We start from the raw sequence: 15,352 nt of genomic DNA, 5'->3' as shown, positions 1-15,352 counted from the left end.
CTCAATACATCATGTTGCCCAGCCGGTGCCGTCCATAATGCGGCGACCCTCCGGCGAAACCCTGAGAATCATACGGTCTGGCAGGCGCATATCAATGACACTCACCTCTCTCTCAAGCAAGCGATACTCACCCTGCAAAGTGGCAAATTTTTGCCATGCGGTTTGTGCGTCATATTGCGCGGGGGCCGCCTCGGGTAGTTTGACCCGCACACCATTGTCGAAAATGAGGTCCCAGCGCCTTTCGCCCACAAAAACTGCTGTTTTGATACGCGCGGAAAGGGTCGGCGACTGATCGATCATCGCGTGCAGATCGTTGGCCCTTTGGTCGGCCCCTTGGCCAACAACCATAACCAGATGAGCAAAATCAGCGAGCCCACGCTTCGTGATCACGTGACCTGTCTCATCAATCAATCGCACGACACCGTCCTGCTGCCACAGCGCAAAAGGTTCGCGTTCGGTGATATTGATCTTAAGCTTGCCCGGTAGAATTCGGCTCACTTCCGCTTTTTTAACCCATGGCAACATTTCGAGTTGCGCGCGGATGCGCTCGAGATCAATCGACAAGAGCGGCACACCGTTGTCTACATCCAGCGCAGCAAGCACATCGGCTCTGCTTGCGCGGATCACACCGTCAAGCTCCAGATCATTCAGCACAAAACCCGCGTCTCGCGTGCGCTCCACCACCCAAGCTTCGATTTTTGGCGCAAGCACGGCGCCATAGATGCTCGCCGCTGTCACAAGGCCAAGACCGAGAAGCAGTCCTCTATGTTGGCGAAGGGTTTGTAGCATCAAGCGTTCCCCTCATGGCTCTCACGACCAAGAATGGCAATCTCCCACTCAAGCTCAACACCGGTTTTTTCTCTGACCTTTTCCCGCACAGCTTCACCAAGGGTTTCAATCTCACTCGCGGTTGCCGCCCCATGGTTGATGAGGAAATTGCAATGTTTTTCCGAGATCTGTGCATCGCCGATCTTCATGCCGCGGCATCCGGCCTCGTCGATAAGCTGCCACGCCTTTTTGCCATCCGGGTTTTTGAAGGTGCTGCCACCGGTACGTGTACCAATCGGCTGACTTTCCTGGCGTTCAGCTGAAATTTCATCCATGCGGGCCTTAATGTCCTCAGCGCTGGACGTCTTGGTTTGAAACGAGGCTCGCAGGAAAATAAGGTCTTTCGCCGCAGTGCTGGAACGGTAGCCATAGCCAAAATCAGCAGTCCGCAACTCGTGAACATGACCGTAGCGATCTACAGCATGTGCGTGCAGCAGCACATCCTTGATCTCGCGCCCATAAGCCCCTGCGTTCATGCGGAGGGCGCCGCCAACAGTACCTGGCACGCCAACCATAAACTCGAGCCCACCAAGGCCCGCCTTCTGAGCCGCGCGTGCAACGTGAACATCCATCGCGGCAGCACCAGCCTTGACCACATCCGCCCTGATCTCGATTTCCGAGAAAGCGCGACCAAGGCGAATGACAACACCTTCAACACCGCCATCCCGCACGAGGAGGTTCGACCCAACACCAATGATGGTAAGCGGAATATCACCCGGCACATGGCGAAGAAAGTTCACGAGATCAGCTTCATCAGCTGGCTCGAATAGAACATCAGCCGGACCACCTGTCTTGAACCAACTGAGCCGCGCCAGCGGCGCGTCTTCCACAAGGCGGCCCCTTACGTGCGGCAACCGGTCGATAAAAGCGTAATGTTTGGTCGCGACCATCATCATTGTTCACTCTCCAACGTCTCAAGCTTCGCAGGCAAATCGTTCGCCCACTTGCTTATTGAGCCGGCGCCGAGACAAACGACAACATCGCCTGCCTCGGCATGCCGGTGAACGGCCTCTGCGAGGTCCGTCTCGCCATAGATTACATCAACCTGCCTGTGTCCGTGCGCCTTCAGACCAGCCACAAGGCTATCCCGGTCTGCGCCCTCAATCGGGCTTTCACCGGCCTCGTAGACTGGCGCTACGATCACGGTATCCGCATCGTTAAAGCAGGTGCAAAATTCCTCAAAAAGGCTCTTAAGCCGTGTATAGCGGTGCGGCTGCACCACAGCGATCACCCGCCGATCAAAACTCTCCCGCGCTGCTTTCAGCACCGCTGCAATCTCAACCGGATGATGACCATAGTCGTCAATGATGGTTACACCGCCCACTTCACCCGTTTTGGTAAAACGGCGCTTAACGCCACCGAAACCAGCAAATGCGGCCTTGAGCGTCGCGTCATCCACATTCATTTCAAGGCCGACCGCGATGGCCGCAAGCGCGTTTTGCACGTTATGCATACCCGGCATAGGTAAACTGACAGCCTCAATTGTCCGGTCTTCACCCGCAACACGAGCACGCACAACAACGTCAAAGGTGACTGTTCCGTGTTTTGAACGCATGTTCACCGCACGCACATCGGCCTGCGCCGACATGCCATAGGTGATAAATTTGCGACCCTGTACATGGGTGATAAGCCCCTGTACTTCCGGGTGGTCGATGCACAGGATCGCAGCGCCATAAAACGGAATACGGTCAAGGAAGGCCTTGAAGGCCTCTTTCTCTGCCTCAAACGTGCCGTAGAAATCCAGATGTTCGGCATCCATATTGGTCACAACGGCAATGGTCGCGGGAAGCTTGACGAAGGTACCATCGCTTTCGTCTGCCTCAACCACCATCCAGTCGCCCTCACCAAGGCGTGCGTTGGTACCGTAGCTGTTGATAATACCGCCATTGATAACGGTTGGGTCGATATGCGCAGCTTCAAGGACCGCAGCCACCATTGATGTGGTGGTTGTTTTGCCGTGCGTTCCCGCAACAGACACACACCACTTAAGGCGCATCAGCTCGGCCAGCATCTCTGCGCGCCGCACCACCGGAATAACCTTCTCCCGCGCAGCCATAACCTCAGGGTTATCTTTGCGGATAGCGGAAGACACGACGATGACCTGACTGTCGCCCAGGTTCTCGGCCCGTTGGCCGATCTTGACCTCAATCCCCATATCCTGAAGGCGTTTGACATTCGCATTCTCACTGATATCGGACCCCTGCACGCTGTAGCCAAGGTTATGCATAACCTCAGCAATGCCAGACATGCCAATGCCGCCAATACCAACAAAATGAACCGTACCTATGTCAAACGGTATACCTTTCATGGGGCCGTTCTTTCCTTTTCTACAATACTCATAACAATACCAGCGAGCCGCTCAGAAGCGTCCAGACAAGCAATTTCACGCATGCCATCTGACGCATCCCTAAGCGCCGAAGGGTCCGCGAGCAAAAAGTTTAGTTTTTCCGTTAGCGCTTCGGGTGTGAAGTCACGTTCCGTCATTACCCAACCGCCACCGGCATCTTCAATAACCGAAGCATTGACGCTTTGGTGGTCATCGGCAGCGATGGCAAGCGGCACCAGAATGGCGGGCCGCCCCATAGCGCTAAGTTCTGCGATCGTGGAAGCACCAGAGCGACTTATCACCAACTGGGTGCGCAAAAGAAGCGAGCCAACGTCATCGAAGTAAGCCTGAACCCGGTGCTTGACCCCCGCCTCCGTATATGCAGCAACCACGCGCTCAACATCTTCTTCACGGGCCTGATGGGTGATCTCAAGCCTTGATTTCATCTCTTCAGGCAAAGCAGCAACAGCGGGCGGCACAACGTCAGAAAGAATGCGTGCTCCTTGGCTGCCACCAATCACCAGAAGGCGTATCTCCCCAAAACCAAACGGCACCGCGTAAGCAATATTTGAAAGCTTGGAGATCAGGTGACGCACCGGATTGCCAGTGACCTCTGTGTAAGCGCCCTTGGGTACACGTTGGCTATTTTCGAGCGACAGCGCCACCACACGCGCATCCTCGGCCATGAAACGATTAACCCGACCGAGCACAGCGTTCTGCTCATGCAGAACATACGGAATGCGCTTGAGCCGTGCTGCGATCACCGCGGGCATGGAAGGATATCCGCCAAACCCAACCACCACAGCCGGGCGGCGCTCGCCAAAGTGACGGCGAACCTGAATGGTGCTTTTTATGATGCTGCATGCAGCGCGAATCTTGCTCAAGGTACCGCCCGAAGCATGGCTGCTGGTTTTGAGTACCAGCCGGTTGGCATCCGCCATTGCATTCCTGATTGCGTCACCGCGCGTATCCGTAATCAGGAAAACTTCACATCCCTGGTTCGTCAGCACATCAGCAACAGCCTCGGCGGGCATCATATGCCCCCCGGTGCCGCCCGCAGCCAAAACGATATAGGGTGCTTCTGTCACTCAGCTGCCCTCCACCCGAGCGGGTCAGTACCCGGCCTGATAAAACGGTTCCGTCTTGTCAACGCAAGCACCATGCCAGTGCCAATAGCCAAGGCCAGCATGGACGACCCCCCATAGGAGATGAACGGCAAAGTCATGCCTTTTGAGGGCAGAATGGCGAGATTGACACCCACGTTGATGAGGGTCTGCAGGCCAAACTGCATAATCAGCCCCGCCGCAGCCAGTAGGCGAAACGGGTTTTCTTCTTCCAGAAGGTGCGCAAGACCGCGTACCACAAGCCCCGTGAAAAGAATAAGCAGCATCACACAAGCTATGGCGCCGAACTCTTCCCCAACAACAGCAAAGATATAATCAGTATGTGCATCTGGCAGATGTAGCTTCACGGCCCCCTCACCCGGCCCTTTGCCGAGCATGCCACCAGATTCAAACGCCTGCATGGCTTTATCTGTTTGGTAGGTATCGCCACTCTCCGGCGAGATAAAACGGTCGATCCGGCTGGCTACGTGCGGCAACAACGCGTACCCAAGGCCGAGACCAAGCAGCCCAACCACACCAGCAAGCGTAAGCCACATAAGCGGTAGGCCCGCGAGAGCCATCTGCGCCATCCACACACTGCTTACCAGGATGGTCTGGCCAAAGTCCGGCTGTAGAACCAGAAGCATCACCACCAGAAGATAAAGGCCAAAAGCAACCCGCTTTGCTGGCACCTTTTCATCGGTGAAATGAGATGAAAGTACCCATGCAGTGGTCACAATGAAGAAAGGTTTCATGAACTCACTGGGCTGGAGGGTAAAACTGCCAATCTGCAGCCAACGTGTTGCCCCTTTGATCTCCGGCCCAATCAGGAGCGTAAGCAACATCAGAAAGAGCATGGCAGGGAAACCAAGGATGGCCATCCGCCGCACAAGTGTGGTGGACATCATGGATATCCCCAGCACTGTGACAAGTGCTGCACAGAGGAAGAATGCCTGCCGTTTTACAAAATGGAGCGCATCAAGGCCCAGCCTCTCTGCAACCGCAGGGCTTGCCGTCAATGTCAACCAGATACCAACAGTGATCAGAACAAGGATGAGTGCGAGCATCCAGCGGTCTACTGTCCACCACCAACGAGAAAGGACGGAATTGTCTGTGCGTGAGAAGGCAATCATGAGCGTTCCCCTTCTAACGCGAGAACGAGAGCCCGAAATACATCGCCGCGGTTCTCAAAATCACGAAACTGGTCGAAAGCCGTGCACGCGGGCGACAGCAGGATCACATCGCCAGCGCTTGCGTTTGCACGCGCGCACTCGAGGGCATGTTCCATATCGCGACAATCAGTTACCGTCACGTCCGCGCCAACATCGTGCGCGATTGCGTCCGCTGCTTCACCAATCAAATAAGCCTGTTTTACATTTGTCATGAGAGGCGCGAGCGCGGTGAAGTTCTTCTCTTTTGGCCGACCACCCGCGACCCAGTGAATATTCTCGAAAGCCTTCAGTGCGCGCGACGCTGCGTCTACATTGGTCGCCTTGCTGTCGTTGATGTAGCGGACACCATCTATTGTGGCGACCGTCTCTTGCCGATGCGCGAGGCCGGGGAATGAAGTAAAGGCTGAAATGATTGTCTCGGCTTCAAGGCCAAGGCTGCGCCCCGCCGCATACGCTGCCGCCGCATTTTGCCAGTTATGGCTGCCAAGCAGCATCGGCGCACATTTCCGCAAGTCTGCCACAACAAGCGCGTCGCCGCGCATATCATCGGTCAACAAGCCATCCAAAACGTAAACGCCGCCCGCAACGGGTTTCTCAACTGAGATGGGAACCACCCGGCCCGCGTATGTAGCGGCCATTGAGGCACCATGCGCGTCATCAACACTAATTACCGCCACACCGCTTGCGTCCTGTTGTTCAAACAGGCGCTGCTTTGCCGCAACATAACCCTCAAGGCTGCCATGACGATCCAGATGGTCTGGCGTGATGTTTAAGAGAATACCGACATCGGCTTTAAAACCAGTCGTCAGGTCCAATTGAAAGGACGACATTTCAAACACATACACACCACCTTCTGGCAGAGGGTCTAGTGAGAGAATACCACGTCCGATATTCCCACCAACCGCTGCGGGCTTGCCGCACTCGCTCACCACATGCCCAATCAGGGCCGTGGTTGTGGATTTACCATTCGTGCCAGTAATCGCCACGATCTTATGGCGCGCCATGTCCGCACGCGCAGCTTCAAAAAAATCGAAATCACTAATGAGGGCCGTTCCCGCCTCACGGCACTGCACAACAAGAGCATGGGGGGTGGGGAAATTCAGCGGTACCCCAGGGGCCAACATAACGGCATCAAGAGTCTTCATATCAGCGTCATAAAGGTTATGAGCGCTGGGGCCCACAGCCGCCTGCCGCTCGGGTGCATCATCCCATGCGAGAACCTCAGCGCCAGACGCCTCAAGAGCCCGCACTGCCGCAACACCTGTGCGTGCGAGCCCAAAAACGCCGACCTTTTTACCCTTGTATGCGGAAGCTGTGATCAATGCCTTTTACCTCAACTTCAATGTCGCAAGGCCAACAAGGGCGAGAATGACAGCGATGATCCAGAAACGGATCACGATGGTGGGCTCTGCCCAACCCTTTTGCTCATAGTGGTGGTGAAGGGGTGCCATGCGGAATACGCGCTTGCCGGTCAGCTTGAACGACAGCACCTGCACGATAACGGATATGGTCTCGAGCCAGAAAAGGCCGCCGATTATCCCAAGCGCGATTTCATGCTTGGTGACAATTGCCATGGTGCCCAGCGCGCCGCCAAGCGCGAGAGAACCGGTATCACCCATAAACACCATAGCTGGTGGCGCATTGAACCAGAGGAACCCAAGGCCCGCACCGATCATGGCACCTGCGAGCACGGCAAGCTCGCCCGAGCCAGCAACATATGTCACACCAAGGTAGGAGCTGTAGACGGAACTACCAACGAGATAGGCAATAAAACCGAACGCACCAGCTGCAATAATCACTGGCACAGTTGCCAGCCCATCAAGGCCGTCCGTCAGGTTCACGGCATTGCCCGCCCAAACCACCACCAGCATCGCAAAGGGAATATAGAGGAAACCCAGTTCCACGAGCAGATTTTTGGCGAAAGGTAATGCGAGCGTCGTGCCGTTCAGGTCAGACACGAGCCATGCAGCAAAACCGGCAATAGCGAATTCCAGCAGCAAGCGGATTTTACCGGACACACCATCCGATGTGCGTTTTGTTACCTTCAGATAGTCATCAACAAAACCAATAGCACCAAAGCCAAGAGTAACCACCATCACGGCCCAGATATAAACGTTCGAGAGGTCGGCCCACAAAAAGGTGGAAACACCGAGCCCCAAGAGGATCATAAAGCCTCCCATGGTGGGCGTGCCTGCTTTGTTTACGATGTGGCTTTGCGGGCCATCTTCGCGAATTGGCTGGCCTTTTTTCTGTTTTGTCTTCAGCCACCGAATGATCATGGGGCCAAAGATAAAACAGATAATGAGGGACGTCAGGACGGCCCCACCCGTACGAAAGGTGAGATACTTGAACAGGTTAAAGATGCCATACTGGTCAGCGAGTGGTGCCAAAAGATTATAAAGCATAGCTTACTCCCAACTTATCTTCGGCATCATCAGCCCGGTCATCTGCACTAATCCGGAGCAGGCCCTGCACAATGTCGCCAAGGCCCGCGCTGTTAGCGCCTTTAACCATAACCACATCTCCGCTTCGCAGTGTTTCGGCAAGCCGAAGAGCGCTGTCCGCGTCTTTGTGCCAACGCTCCGTGCTTATACCTGCGGCCTTACCCGCTTCATTCATTTGCGGGCCAAAGGCGATTACCTTGTCCACACCAAATCTTTTCAAATCATCCGCCAGCTTCATATGGAAAGCACTACTGTTCGCACCCAACTCGCGCATATCCGCGAGCACAGCGATACGCCTGCCATACCCTTTAACCGGGGTGAGAGACAAACGACGAAGCCCTGCCTTGAGGCTAAGCGGGTTAGCGTTATAGCTGTCGTCAATCAGGGTCGCTGTCGCGTGGGGCAGGTTCAGCAGGTACTGCCGTCCGCGCCCGGGCTCTGCTTCCAGTTTCGCGAGCGCGAGCGCTGCGTGCCCCAGGTCACCATCAACCGCCTTCACCGCCGCAAGCACAAGAAGGCTGTTTAGCACCCACTCACGCCCAGGTTGGCCAATCTTGTAGGTGATGGTGGTGCCTGCAATATCCGCCGTCAGACAAGTGCAATTACCGTGTTCCGTTATCCGAAGCGGCCGCACATCCGCCTCACCCGTCACCGAGACTGTTATACGATCATGACCTGAAACTTTCACCGCGTCCAACAGGTCACCAGCCCAATCATGGTCCACGCCGATGATCGCAACACCACCGGACTTAAGCCCCTCAAATATCTCAGCTTTCGCTTTGGCTATCTCACCCAGACGATTAAACTTACCAGCATGCGCTGCGCCAACTGTGGTGACCACCGCAACATCCGGCTTCACCAACCTCGCGCCGCTTCTGACCTCGCCCGGGCCACTCATGCCAACCTCAAAAACGCCAAAGCGGGCTTGCCGTGGCATTCTGGCGAGCGACAATGGAACACCCACATGATTGTTGAAACTTTTGATACTGGCGTGGGTGGCGTCCGAGCGTTCAAGCGCCTGCCGAAGAGCCTGCACGACACTGGTCTTGCCTGCGCTTCCGGTAACCGCGATTGTTTTCACCGGCGCCCGCAACCGTGCCTGGGCAGCCATGAGACGGAGCGCCTCCATCGTGTCTGGCACGTGAACAAGCTTAAGGGGTGGGATATCTTTACCCGACACTTCCTCGCTAACAATGGCGGCGACCGCACCTTTCGAGAAAGCTTCAGCCACAAAGTCATGGCCGTTTTGCTTTGCCCCCGGCAGGGCTACAAAGAGATCACCCGGCAACACTTCCCGGCTATCGATCTGGATGCCATCCGCATACCAAGGCTGCGCCCCCGCACCGCCGCAGGTCGCTACAAGTTCCGCCGATGTCCATAATGGTTCTTTAAAATTCACGCCCCAACCCCCATTTGGCTTGACGCAGCACCCAGTATTTCCCGGACAGTCCCAATATCCGAGAAAGGCACAACGTCACCACCAATGATCTGCCCCTCTTCATGCCCTTTGCCGGACACAATCAACATGTCACCTGCGCCAAGCGACGACATCGCTGCCTCAATCGCTGCGCGGCGATCCCCAATCTCCAAGGCGTTCGGGCAGGCAGCCATTATCTGGCGCCTGATCTCACCAGCGTTTTCACTTCGCGGGTTGTCGTCAGTGACATAAACACAATCAGCCAGGTCGTGCGCGATCTGCCCCATAAGCGGGCGCTTGCCTGCGTCACGGTCTCCGCCACACCCAAAAACCACATGCAATTTGGCAGGGTTGTGGGCGCGAGCTGCATTGAGCACTGTACGCAATCCATCCGGCGTGTGCGCATAGTCCACAAACACACTACCGCCGGTATCAACGCAACCAACAAGCTCCATCCGCCCCGGCACGCCAGTCAGCCCTTCAAGTGCTGCGAACACCTCATCGGGCACACCACCTGTGGCAATCACCAACCCTGCAGCCACAAGGGCATTGTGAGCCTGAAAGGTCCCAACAAGCGGCAAGTTGACATCATAAGGGGACCCACAGAACTCAACGCTCAAATGCTGGCCATCGGGCGCCACATCCTGCGATATAAGCCGAAGCATGGCGTCCGCGTTGCAACCAACAGTCAGCAACGATTGGCCGCGTGCCCAGGCGATATCCTCAAGAATACGTCCCCATGGGTCATCAGTGTTGATAACAGCACTACCTTGCGGCCCCAGCAGGTCACCAAACAGGCGCGCCTTGGCATAAAAATACCCTTGCTCGGTACGATGATAGTCCAAATGATCCCGGGTAAGGTTTGTAAATGCCGCCGCCTGCAAGCGCATACCATCAAGGCGGAACTGATCAAGACCGTGGCTTGACGCCTCAACCGCCACATGGTCCACGCCATTAATAGCCAGCATATTCAGTGCCTTATGTAACGCGAGCGGGTCTGGGGTCGTTAGCCCACCCGGCTCCGTATACCGTTCGGACCGTACGCCAAGTGTGCCCATGCTCGCCGCCTGAACACCCGTCGCCCACCATATCTGGCGCGTAAAATCTGCGACTGAGGTTTTGCCGTTCGTGCCTGTAACAGCAACCTGCACCTCCGGCTGCACACCACAAAACCGTGCCGCAAGCTGCGCATACCGGCGGCGTGGGTTTACGTCACCAATGAATGGGACCCCAGCTTTCGCATCCCGGTATCCTTCGGTCGTTAACACGGCAGAAGCACCAGCTTGAACTGCGTCCGCGATATAGGCGCGGCCATCCTGCTTGGTACCCGGCAGTGCTACAAAAAGATCACCCTTCTTCACGGCCCGGCTGTCAACGGTCATGCCGGAGATCACGATATCCCCGGAGACGTCAGAACCACCCAAAAGCTGTGCCAGTGTGAGCGTCATTTTCTGTAACTCAAATCCCTACTTCTCAATCATCATTGCGACGTTCTGGTACAGACCATCATCTTCCTGTTTTGGCGCTACACCAAGAAGCGGTGCCGTCCGCAGGATAACGTTTTTCACCACGGGTGCTGCTACCCAACCACCAGCCCTGAAACCGAAGGTCTCCTTGGTACCGCGTGGCTCATCCAGAAGTGCAAAAACCACATACCTCGGGTCATCCATTGGATAGACCCCCACAAATGAGGAGATCAGCGCGCGTGTGTCATACCCGCCCGCGACAGCTTTTTCAGCCGTGCCCGTTTTACCCCCAACGCGATACCCGATCGCATCGGCGCGCCCCCCGGTGCCTTTGGTGACGGCGAGACGCAATAGTTGACGGATTTTGCGGCTGGTCGCCGCTGAGATAACCTGCTTACCATTACTCCAAGCGTCAGGATTATCAACAAGTGTGGCGGCATTAAGTCGGCCACCATTGACCATGGCTGAAATGCCGCTCGCGAGCTGCAGTGGGCTCACCGCGATGCCGTGACCATAAGAAATCGTCATGGTCGAGACCTTGCGCCAGGTGTCCGGAAATAGTGGCGCGCCGACCTCAGGGATCTCAATTGTCGCTGGCTGCAACAAACCGAGCTCAGAGAGGAATAGTTGCTGCTTGTCCGACCCGATATCAAGCGCCATCTGCGCTGTCCCGATGTTGCTTGAATACGCAAAAATCTCAGGCAATGTCAGGTAGCGTGATTTCGGGTGGTCATCGCTGATAGTGAAGCGCGCGACACGAAGCGGTTTGGTTGCATCGTAACCATCCTCAAGTGTCGCCACACCCTGATCAAGAGCTGCAGCGAAGGTGAAGGTTTTAAAGGTTGAGCCGAGTTCATACACGCCTTGGGTTACGCGGTTGAACCGCTCCTGCCCCGCGCTACCCCGAATACTGTTGGGGTCAAAATCCGGCAGCGAGACCATGGCGACAACCTCGCCAGTTGCAACGTCCATCACCAACCCCGCCGCGCCAAGGGCTTGATGCGCGCTCATCGCGGCCTCAAGCTCATCCGTCAACGCGTATTGCACACGAGTATCGAGCGCCAGTTTGATAGGTTGATCAGTTAAGGTGCGATCGGAAAGACGGTCATCAAAGTACCGCTCAACACCACCCAGGCCTTTACCATCCACGTCCACGAACCCAAGCGCGTGAGCCGCCAGGCGCCCGTGAGGGTAGACCCGCTCCTCTTCAGCCTGAAACCGAAATGCAGGAATGCCGAGCGCATTTACCTGCCATTTTTCGCGAGGAGATAGCTTTCGCTTCAGCCAAACGAACCGGCGACCAGAGCTTAATTTCTCTTCAACTTCCGCAAGCGAAAGATCCGGCAAAACAGACACGAGCTTCAAAGCCGCTTCGTGGGCATCCTTGATTTCCTGTGGGTTTGCGTAAAGGGATGCACTTTGCAGGTTGGTCGCAAGCACTTCGCCGTTACGGTCAAGAATATCTGCGCGCGCGACCGTTACAGGAGGCACCACGATTTGCCGCGCAGCCACCTGCGTTTGCTCTGGCGTCGAAAGCCCCAGCTCAACAGTACGGATCATCATCACCGCAAAAGCGGCAAAAAACAGCAAAACCGCAACCATTAATCGGTTGCGGGCTACTTCAAGCGCACTCTTGTGCCGCCCTTCCATGGACAGCCCTGCGTATGTTGATGCCGTTCTCACAGCGTGGGTCCTTTCTCTTTATCCGGCTTGTTGGGTTGACTTGTAGATTTCGCCTTGGCGGCTGTTGGCAACAGCACGCCCGGGTCTTCTTCCGCCTCAACACCGCGCGGGCGAAAGGGAATACGGTCAGGCTCACTCAATATCTGCTCCGCCGCGGGCGGCATCAGCGCGAGGAACCGGATAGACTTCTCCTGCAATGCGCGCGGCGTGGTAAGGTAGGCCCATTCTGCCTCCAGCACCCTGATCGCTTCCCGGTCTTCATGAATCTGGTTCGCCAGCGCCTTCACCTCGTCGGCCTTCTCCTGCACTGCAAGCTTCAACTGCAGCACTGCAGCACCCGCGAAAAGCGCTGTTACTGCCGCGAGAATGGTAAACAGCCGCCGCATCAGCGCCTCCCCTCTCTGGCAGGCGCCCAGGCGGGCGCACCGGTGCGAATTGCCACGCGAAGCCGGGAAGAACGAGAACGCGGATTACGACCCACCTCTTCCTCACCCGGCTTCACGGCTCCCTTATTCTTCAGCTTGAAAGTAGGCGCAGGCCCAGCATCAATCGGCCCAGGCATATGACGACTGCCACCAGCCTGCTGGCCACTGCGCTCAGCCATGAAATTTTTAACGATACGGTCTTCAAGAGAATGAAAGCTCACCACAACAAGACGACCATGCTCAGAGAGGATCGCCTCTGCGCCCTCAAGGCCACGACGCAACTCCCCAAGCTCGTCATTCACATGGATGCGAAGCGCCTGAAAGGTCCGCGTTGCCGGATGAACCGCCCGCTGACCTTTTTTCATTGGCGGACGCCCCAACACGCGCTCAATCATATCAGCGAGCTGTTTGGTGCGCTTAAATGGAATCGTAGCGCGATCTTTTACGATCGCAGCAGCTACACGGCGGGATTTTCTCTCTTCGCCATAATTATAGATAATGTCGGCAAGCTCTTCCTCACCGTAAGTATTCACGACATCCGCAGCACTTTCACCCGCACGGCCCATGCGCATATCGAGAGGCCCATCAGCCATGAAGGAGAAACCACGCTCAGCCTCGTCAAGCTGAAAGCTTGAAACGCCAATATCCAGCATCACGCCGTGAACGTTATCAAATCCGGCCTCAGGCAAAAGTGACGCCATATCACCAAAACAACCATCCAGAATCTGGAACCTGTCGCCAAACTCATCCTTCAGCGCTTCTGAACGCTTAATGGCATCAGGGTCGCGGTCGATCGCCACAACGCGGCAATCGGCGCTCTGGAGCACTGCACGGGTATAACCGCCTGCACCGAAGGTACCATCGACGTAAACTTCGCCGTCCCTCGGCGCCATCGCATCCACCACCTCATCAAGAAGGACAGGAATATGCTGACCCGCAGCCTCTTTCGGCAGAATATTGGCTTTGCTCATCACGCCTGCCCTCCGCCGCCAAATGGCGGCAGCTTCGGCGCAGCCTCGGCAGCGTGCTCAAGCTGATCTTTTAAATGTGCCTGATACGCATCGGCACCCCAAATCTGGAACTTGCGACCAAGCCCCACAAATGTGGCGTGCGTATCCACACCAGCGGCAGCACGCATTTCTGCCGGCAACATCACACGACCTTCGGGGTCAAAAGCAAGTTGGCTGGAACCGGCAAGAATGGCGGTAGCGACGGACATCTGATCGGGGTTGAACGGACCAAAGTCGCCGTAGAGCCGGTCTGACAACTGCTCAAGGAAAGTGAGATCTGCACCTTCAATACAGGGGAAATTCAGCGGGCGGTAAACGACGATCCCAGGGAAGTGGCTGGAGGCAACGGCCTGACGAAAAGAAGCCGGCACAGAGACCCGCCCTTTCTTGTCTACCTTATTTGTGAATGTGGACAGGAAAAATGCCATTGCCCAACAAGCCCCCGATTTTTCTCCCCCCGGTCTTTGCCGCCAAACAAAGCACAGGCATTCAGAACGTCTTCTGAACATATTTGGGATATCATGGTTTTTAATGGGTGGTCAATGGGTACATATGGGTACGGGTGACTTTTTATATAGGCGATATTCGCATGAAACTCCTGTCTTTATGGTTATAAAACAATATCTTATCTGTTAATGTTTCCCATATGTTCTCATAAATCGAATGCATTGGGGCCCCCTGCACACAAACAGATGATTTTTGGGAAAACATGGGAGAGAGGCACTGCGGAGCAGCCTCAAAAAAAAACGAGCGTATCGTCAGGCACCTTCAAACAAATTGTGGTGCGCCAGAAATCGCCGGACTTTTTGCCACAGTTTCCGGATATTTCGTTCGCGGGAAATTTTAGGAAAGTTCTGCGCCATTTTGAGGCGCATCAAATTGGGACAATTCTTTTAGAATGTTACCCTCTGGAGAAATTTACTTTCCCCGCCGAAGAGGCTCCATCAGCTACACACGCTTGTCCGATGCATTCACCAAAAGGGGCATGGTGGAAACAAACAGCTAGGCTCGGACATTACGGCTACTGGGGCCACAGAGCTAGAGGCCCATCTATTCGTCCTGCGCAGCCTTAAAAGTGTCCCAATCATCAATAAGCCCAACAGGAAGCCCATTTCGCCCACTGGAACTATAGTGTGCAACCACAAACCCTGCGTACTCTCTGGCTATTTCCTCTGGGACATCATTGTCGACTAGGAAAATTTGGCATATTTTGCCGTTAGCCTCGAAAGACTCTGCAAGCTCGATAAGGTATTCATATATATTTTTATACTTGTCGGGATCGGATACATTCTCTTCGACATCGGCCTCGACACTGGTATCTGAAATATATTTTTCTTTTGTCTTACCTAAGTATTTCCCTACCGTATCAATTAACAGAATATTGGGTAGGTTCGTATTTAGACTGTTCCCCGTCAGGTCCTATGGCACAGAATTGATGTTGTGAATAAGTGAGTGTTTTGGTTTCATCGTAGTGACGT

13 protein-coding genes are annotated in these 15,352 nt (G+C 55.3%); all 13 read right to left on the bottom strand.

Translation table 11 applies throughout. The features are described 5' to 3' along the window. Nucleotides 1-9 precede the first annotated feature (9 nt). From ACN0XZ_RS15075 to ACN0XZ_RS15015, 13 genes are read right to left on the bottom strand one after another with little or no spacing between them, the layout of a single operon-like run. Nucleotides 10-789, bottom strand: coding sequence for a cell division protein FtsQ/DivIB (locus ACN0XZ_RS15075; RefSeq protein WP_417458622.1), 780 nt, complete (start codon nt 787-789; stop codon nt 10-12). Then, the gene (murB, locus tag ACN0XZ_RS15070) at nt 789-1,721 is read right to left on the bottom strand and encodes a UDP-N-acetylmuramate dehydrogenase (protein WP_417458791.1); all 933 of its coding nucleotides are present in this window, start codon (nt 1,719-1,721) and stop codon (nt 789-791) included. Before murB ends, ACN0XZ_RS15075 begins: the two co-directional genes overlap by 1 nt. After that, nucleotides 1,721-3,136: a UDP-N-acetylmuramate--L-alanine ligase gene (murC, locus tag ACN0XZ_RS15065; RefSeq protein ID WP_417458621.1), complete on the bottom strand. Its 1,416-nt coding sequence runs from the start codon at nt 3,134-3,136 to the stop codon at nt 1,721-1,723. The genes murB and murC overlap by 1 nt, the downstream gene beginning before the upstream one ends. After that, on the bottom strand, nt 3,133-4,242 hold the full coding sequence (gene murG / locus ACN0XZ_RS15060) for an undecaprenyldiphospho-muramoylpentapeptide beta-N-acetylglucosaminyltransferase (protein ID WP_417458620.1): 1,110 nt from the start codon (nt 4,240-4,242) through the stop codon (nt 3,133-3,135). Before murG ends, murC begins: the two co-directional genes overlap by 4 nt. After that, complete coding sequence (gene ftsW, locus ACN0XZ_RS15055; RefSeq protein WP_417458619.1) at nt 4,239-5,390, bottom strand: putative lipid II flippase FtsW; 1,152 nt, start codon at nt 5,388-5,390, stop codon at nt 4,239-4,241. Before ftsW ends, murG begins: the two co-directional genes overlap by 4 nt. Next, nucleotides 5,387-6,751 carry a UDP-N-acetylmuramoyl-L-alanine--D-glutamate ligase gene (gene murD / locus ACN0XZ_RS15050; RefSeq protein ID WP_417458618.1) on the bottom strand — a complete coding sequence of 455 codons (1,365 nt, stop codon included), beginning with the start codon at nt 6,749-6,751 and terminating at the stop codon, nt 5,387-5,389. Before murD ends, ftsW begins: the two co-directional genes overlap by 4 nt. Nucleotides 6,752-6,757: 6 nt before the next feature. Beyond that, a complete protein-coding gene (gene mraY / locus ACN0XZ_RS15045; protein WP_417458617.1) occupies nt 6,758-7,834 on the bottom strand; it encodes a phospho-N-acetylmuramoyl-pentapeptide-transferase in 1,077 nt (358 codons plus the stop codon). Next, a complete protein-coding gene (locus tag ACN0XZ_RS15040) occupies nt 7,824-9,272 on the bottom strand; it encodes a UDP-N-acetylmuramoyl-tripeptide--D-alanyl-D-alanine ligase (RefSeq protein ID WP_417458616.1) in 1,449 nt (482 codons plus the stop codon). The genes mraY and ACN0XZ_RS15040 overlap by 11 nt, the downstream gene beginning before the upstream one ends. Continuing rightward, nucleotides 9,269-10,738 (bottom strand): UDP-N-acetylmuramoyl-L-alanyl-D-glutamate--2,6-diaminopimelate ligase, encoded by a 1,470-nt coding sequence (locus ACN0XZ_RS15035; RefSeq protein WP_417458615.1) that lies wholly within the window; start codon nt 10,736-10,738, stop codon nt 9,269-9,271. The genes ACN0XZ_RS15040 and ACN0XZ_RS15035 overlap by 4 nt, the downstream gene beginning before the upstream one ends. 18 nt (nt 10,739-10,756) lie before the next feature. After that, the gene (locus tag ACN0XZ_RS15030) at nt 10,757-12,439 is read right to left on the bottom strand and encodes a peptidoglycan D,D-transpeptidase FtsI family protein (RefSeq protein WP_417458614.1); all 1,683 of its coding nucleotides are present in this window, start codon (nt 12,437-12,439) and stop codon (nt 10,757-10,759) included. Then, nucleotides 12,436-12,825, bottom strand: a complete 390-nt coding sequence (gene ftsL / locus ACN0XZ_RS15025; protein WP_417458613.1) for a cell division protein FtsL — start codon at nt 12,823-12,825, stop codon at nt 12,436-12,438. The genes ACN0XZ_RS15030 and ftsL overlap by 4 nt, the downstream gene beginning before the upstream one ends. Further along, nucleotides 12,825-13,835, bottom strand: coding sequence for a 16S rRNA (cytosine(1402)-N(4))-methyltransferase RsmH (gene rsmH, locus ACN0XZ_RS15020; RefSeq protein WP_417458612.1), 1,011 nt, complete (start codon nt 13,833-13,835; stop codon nt 12,825-12,827). Before rsmH ends, ftsL begins: the two co-directional genes overlap by 1 nt. Then, nucleotides 13,835-14,245: a division/cell wall cluster transcriptional repressor MraZ gene (locus ACN0XZ_RS15015; RefSeq protein ID WP_417458611.1), complete on the bottom strand. Its 411-nt coding sequence runs from the start codon at nt 14,243-14,245 to the stop codon at nt 13,835-13,837. The genes rsmH and ACN0XZ_RS15015 overlap by 1 nt, the downstream gene beginning before the upstream one ends. Between the last annotated feature and the right edge of the window lie 1,107 nt (nt 14,246-15,352).

It is taken from the genome of Kordiimonas sp. (assembly GCF_048264555.1).
In the GTDB taxonomy this organism is placed as follows: Bacteria; Pseudomonadota; Alphaproteobacteria; order Sphingomonadales; family Kordiimonadaceae; genus Kordiimonas.
The sequence above is the reverse complement of the archived record's forward strand: the minus strand, read 5'-3'. Positions and strand labels throughout refer to the sequence as shown.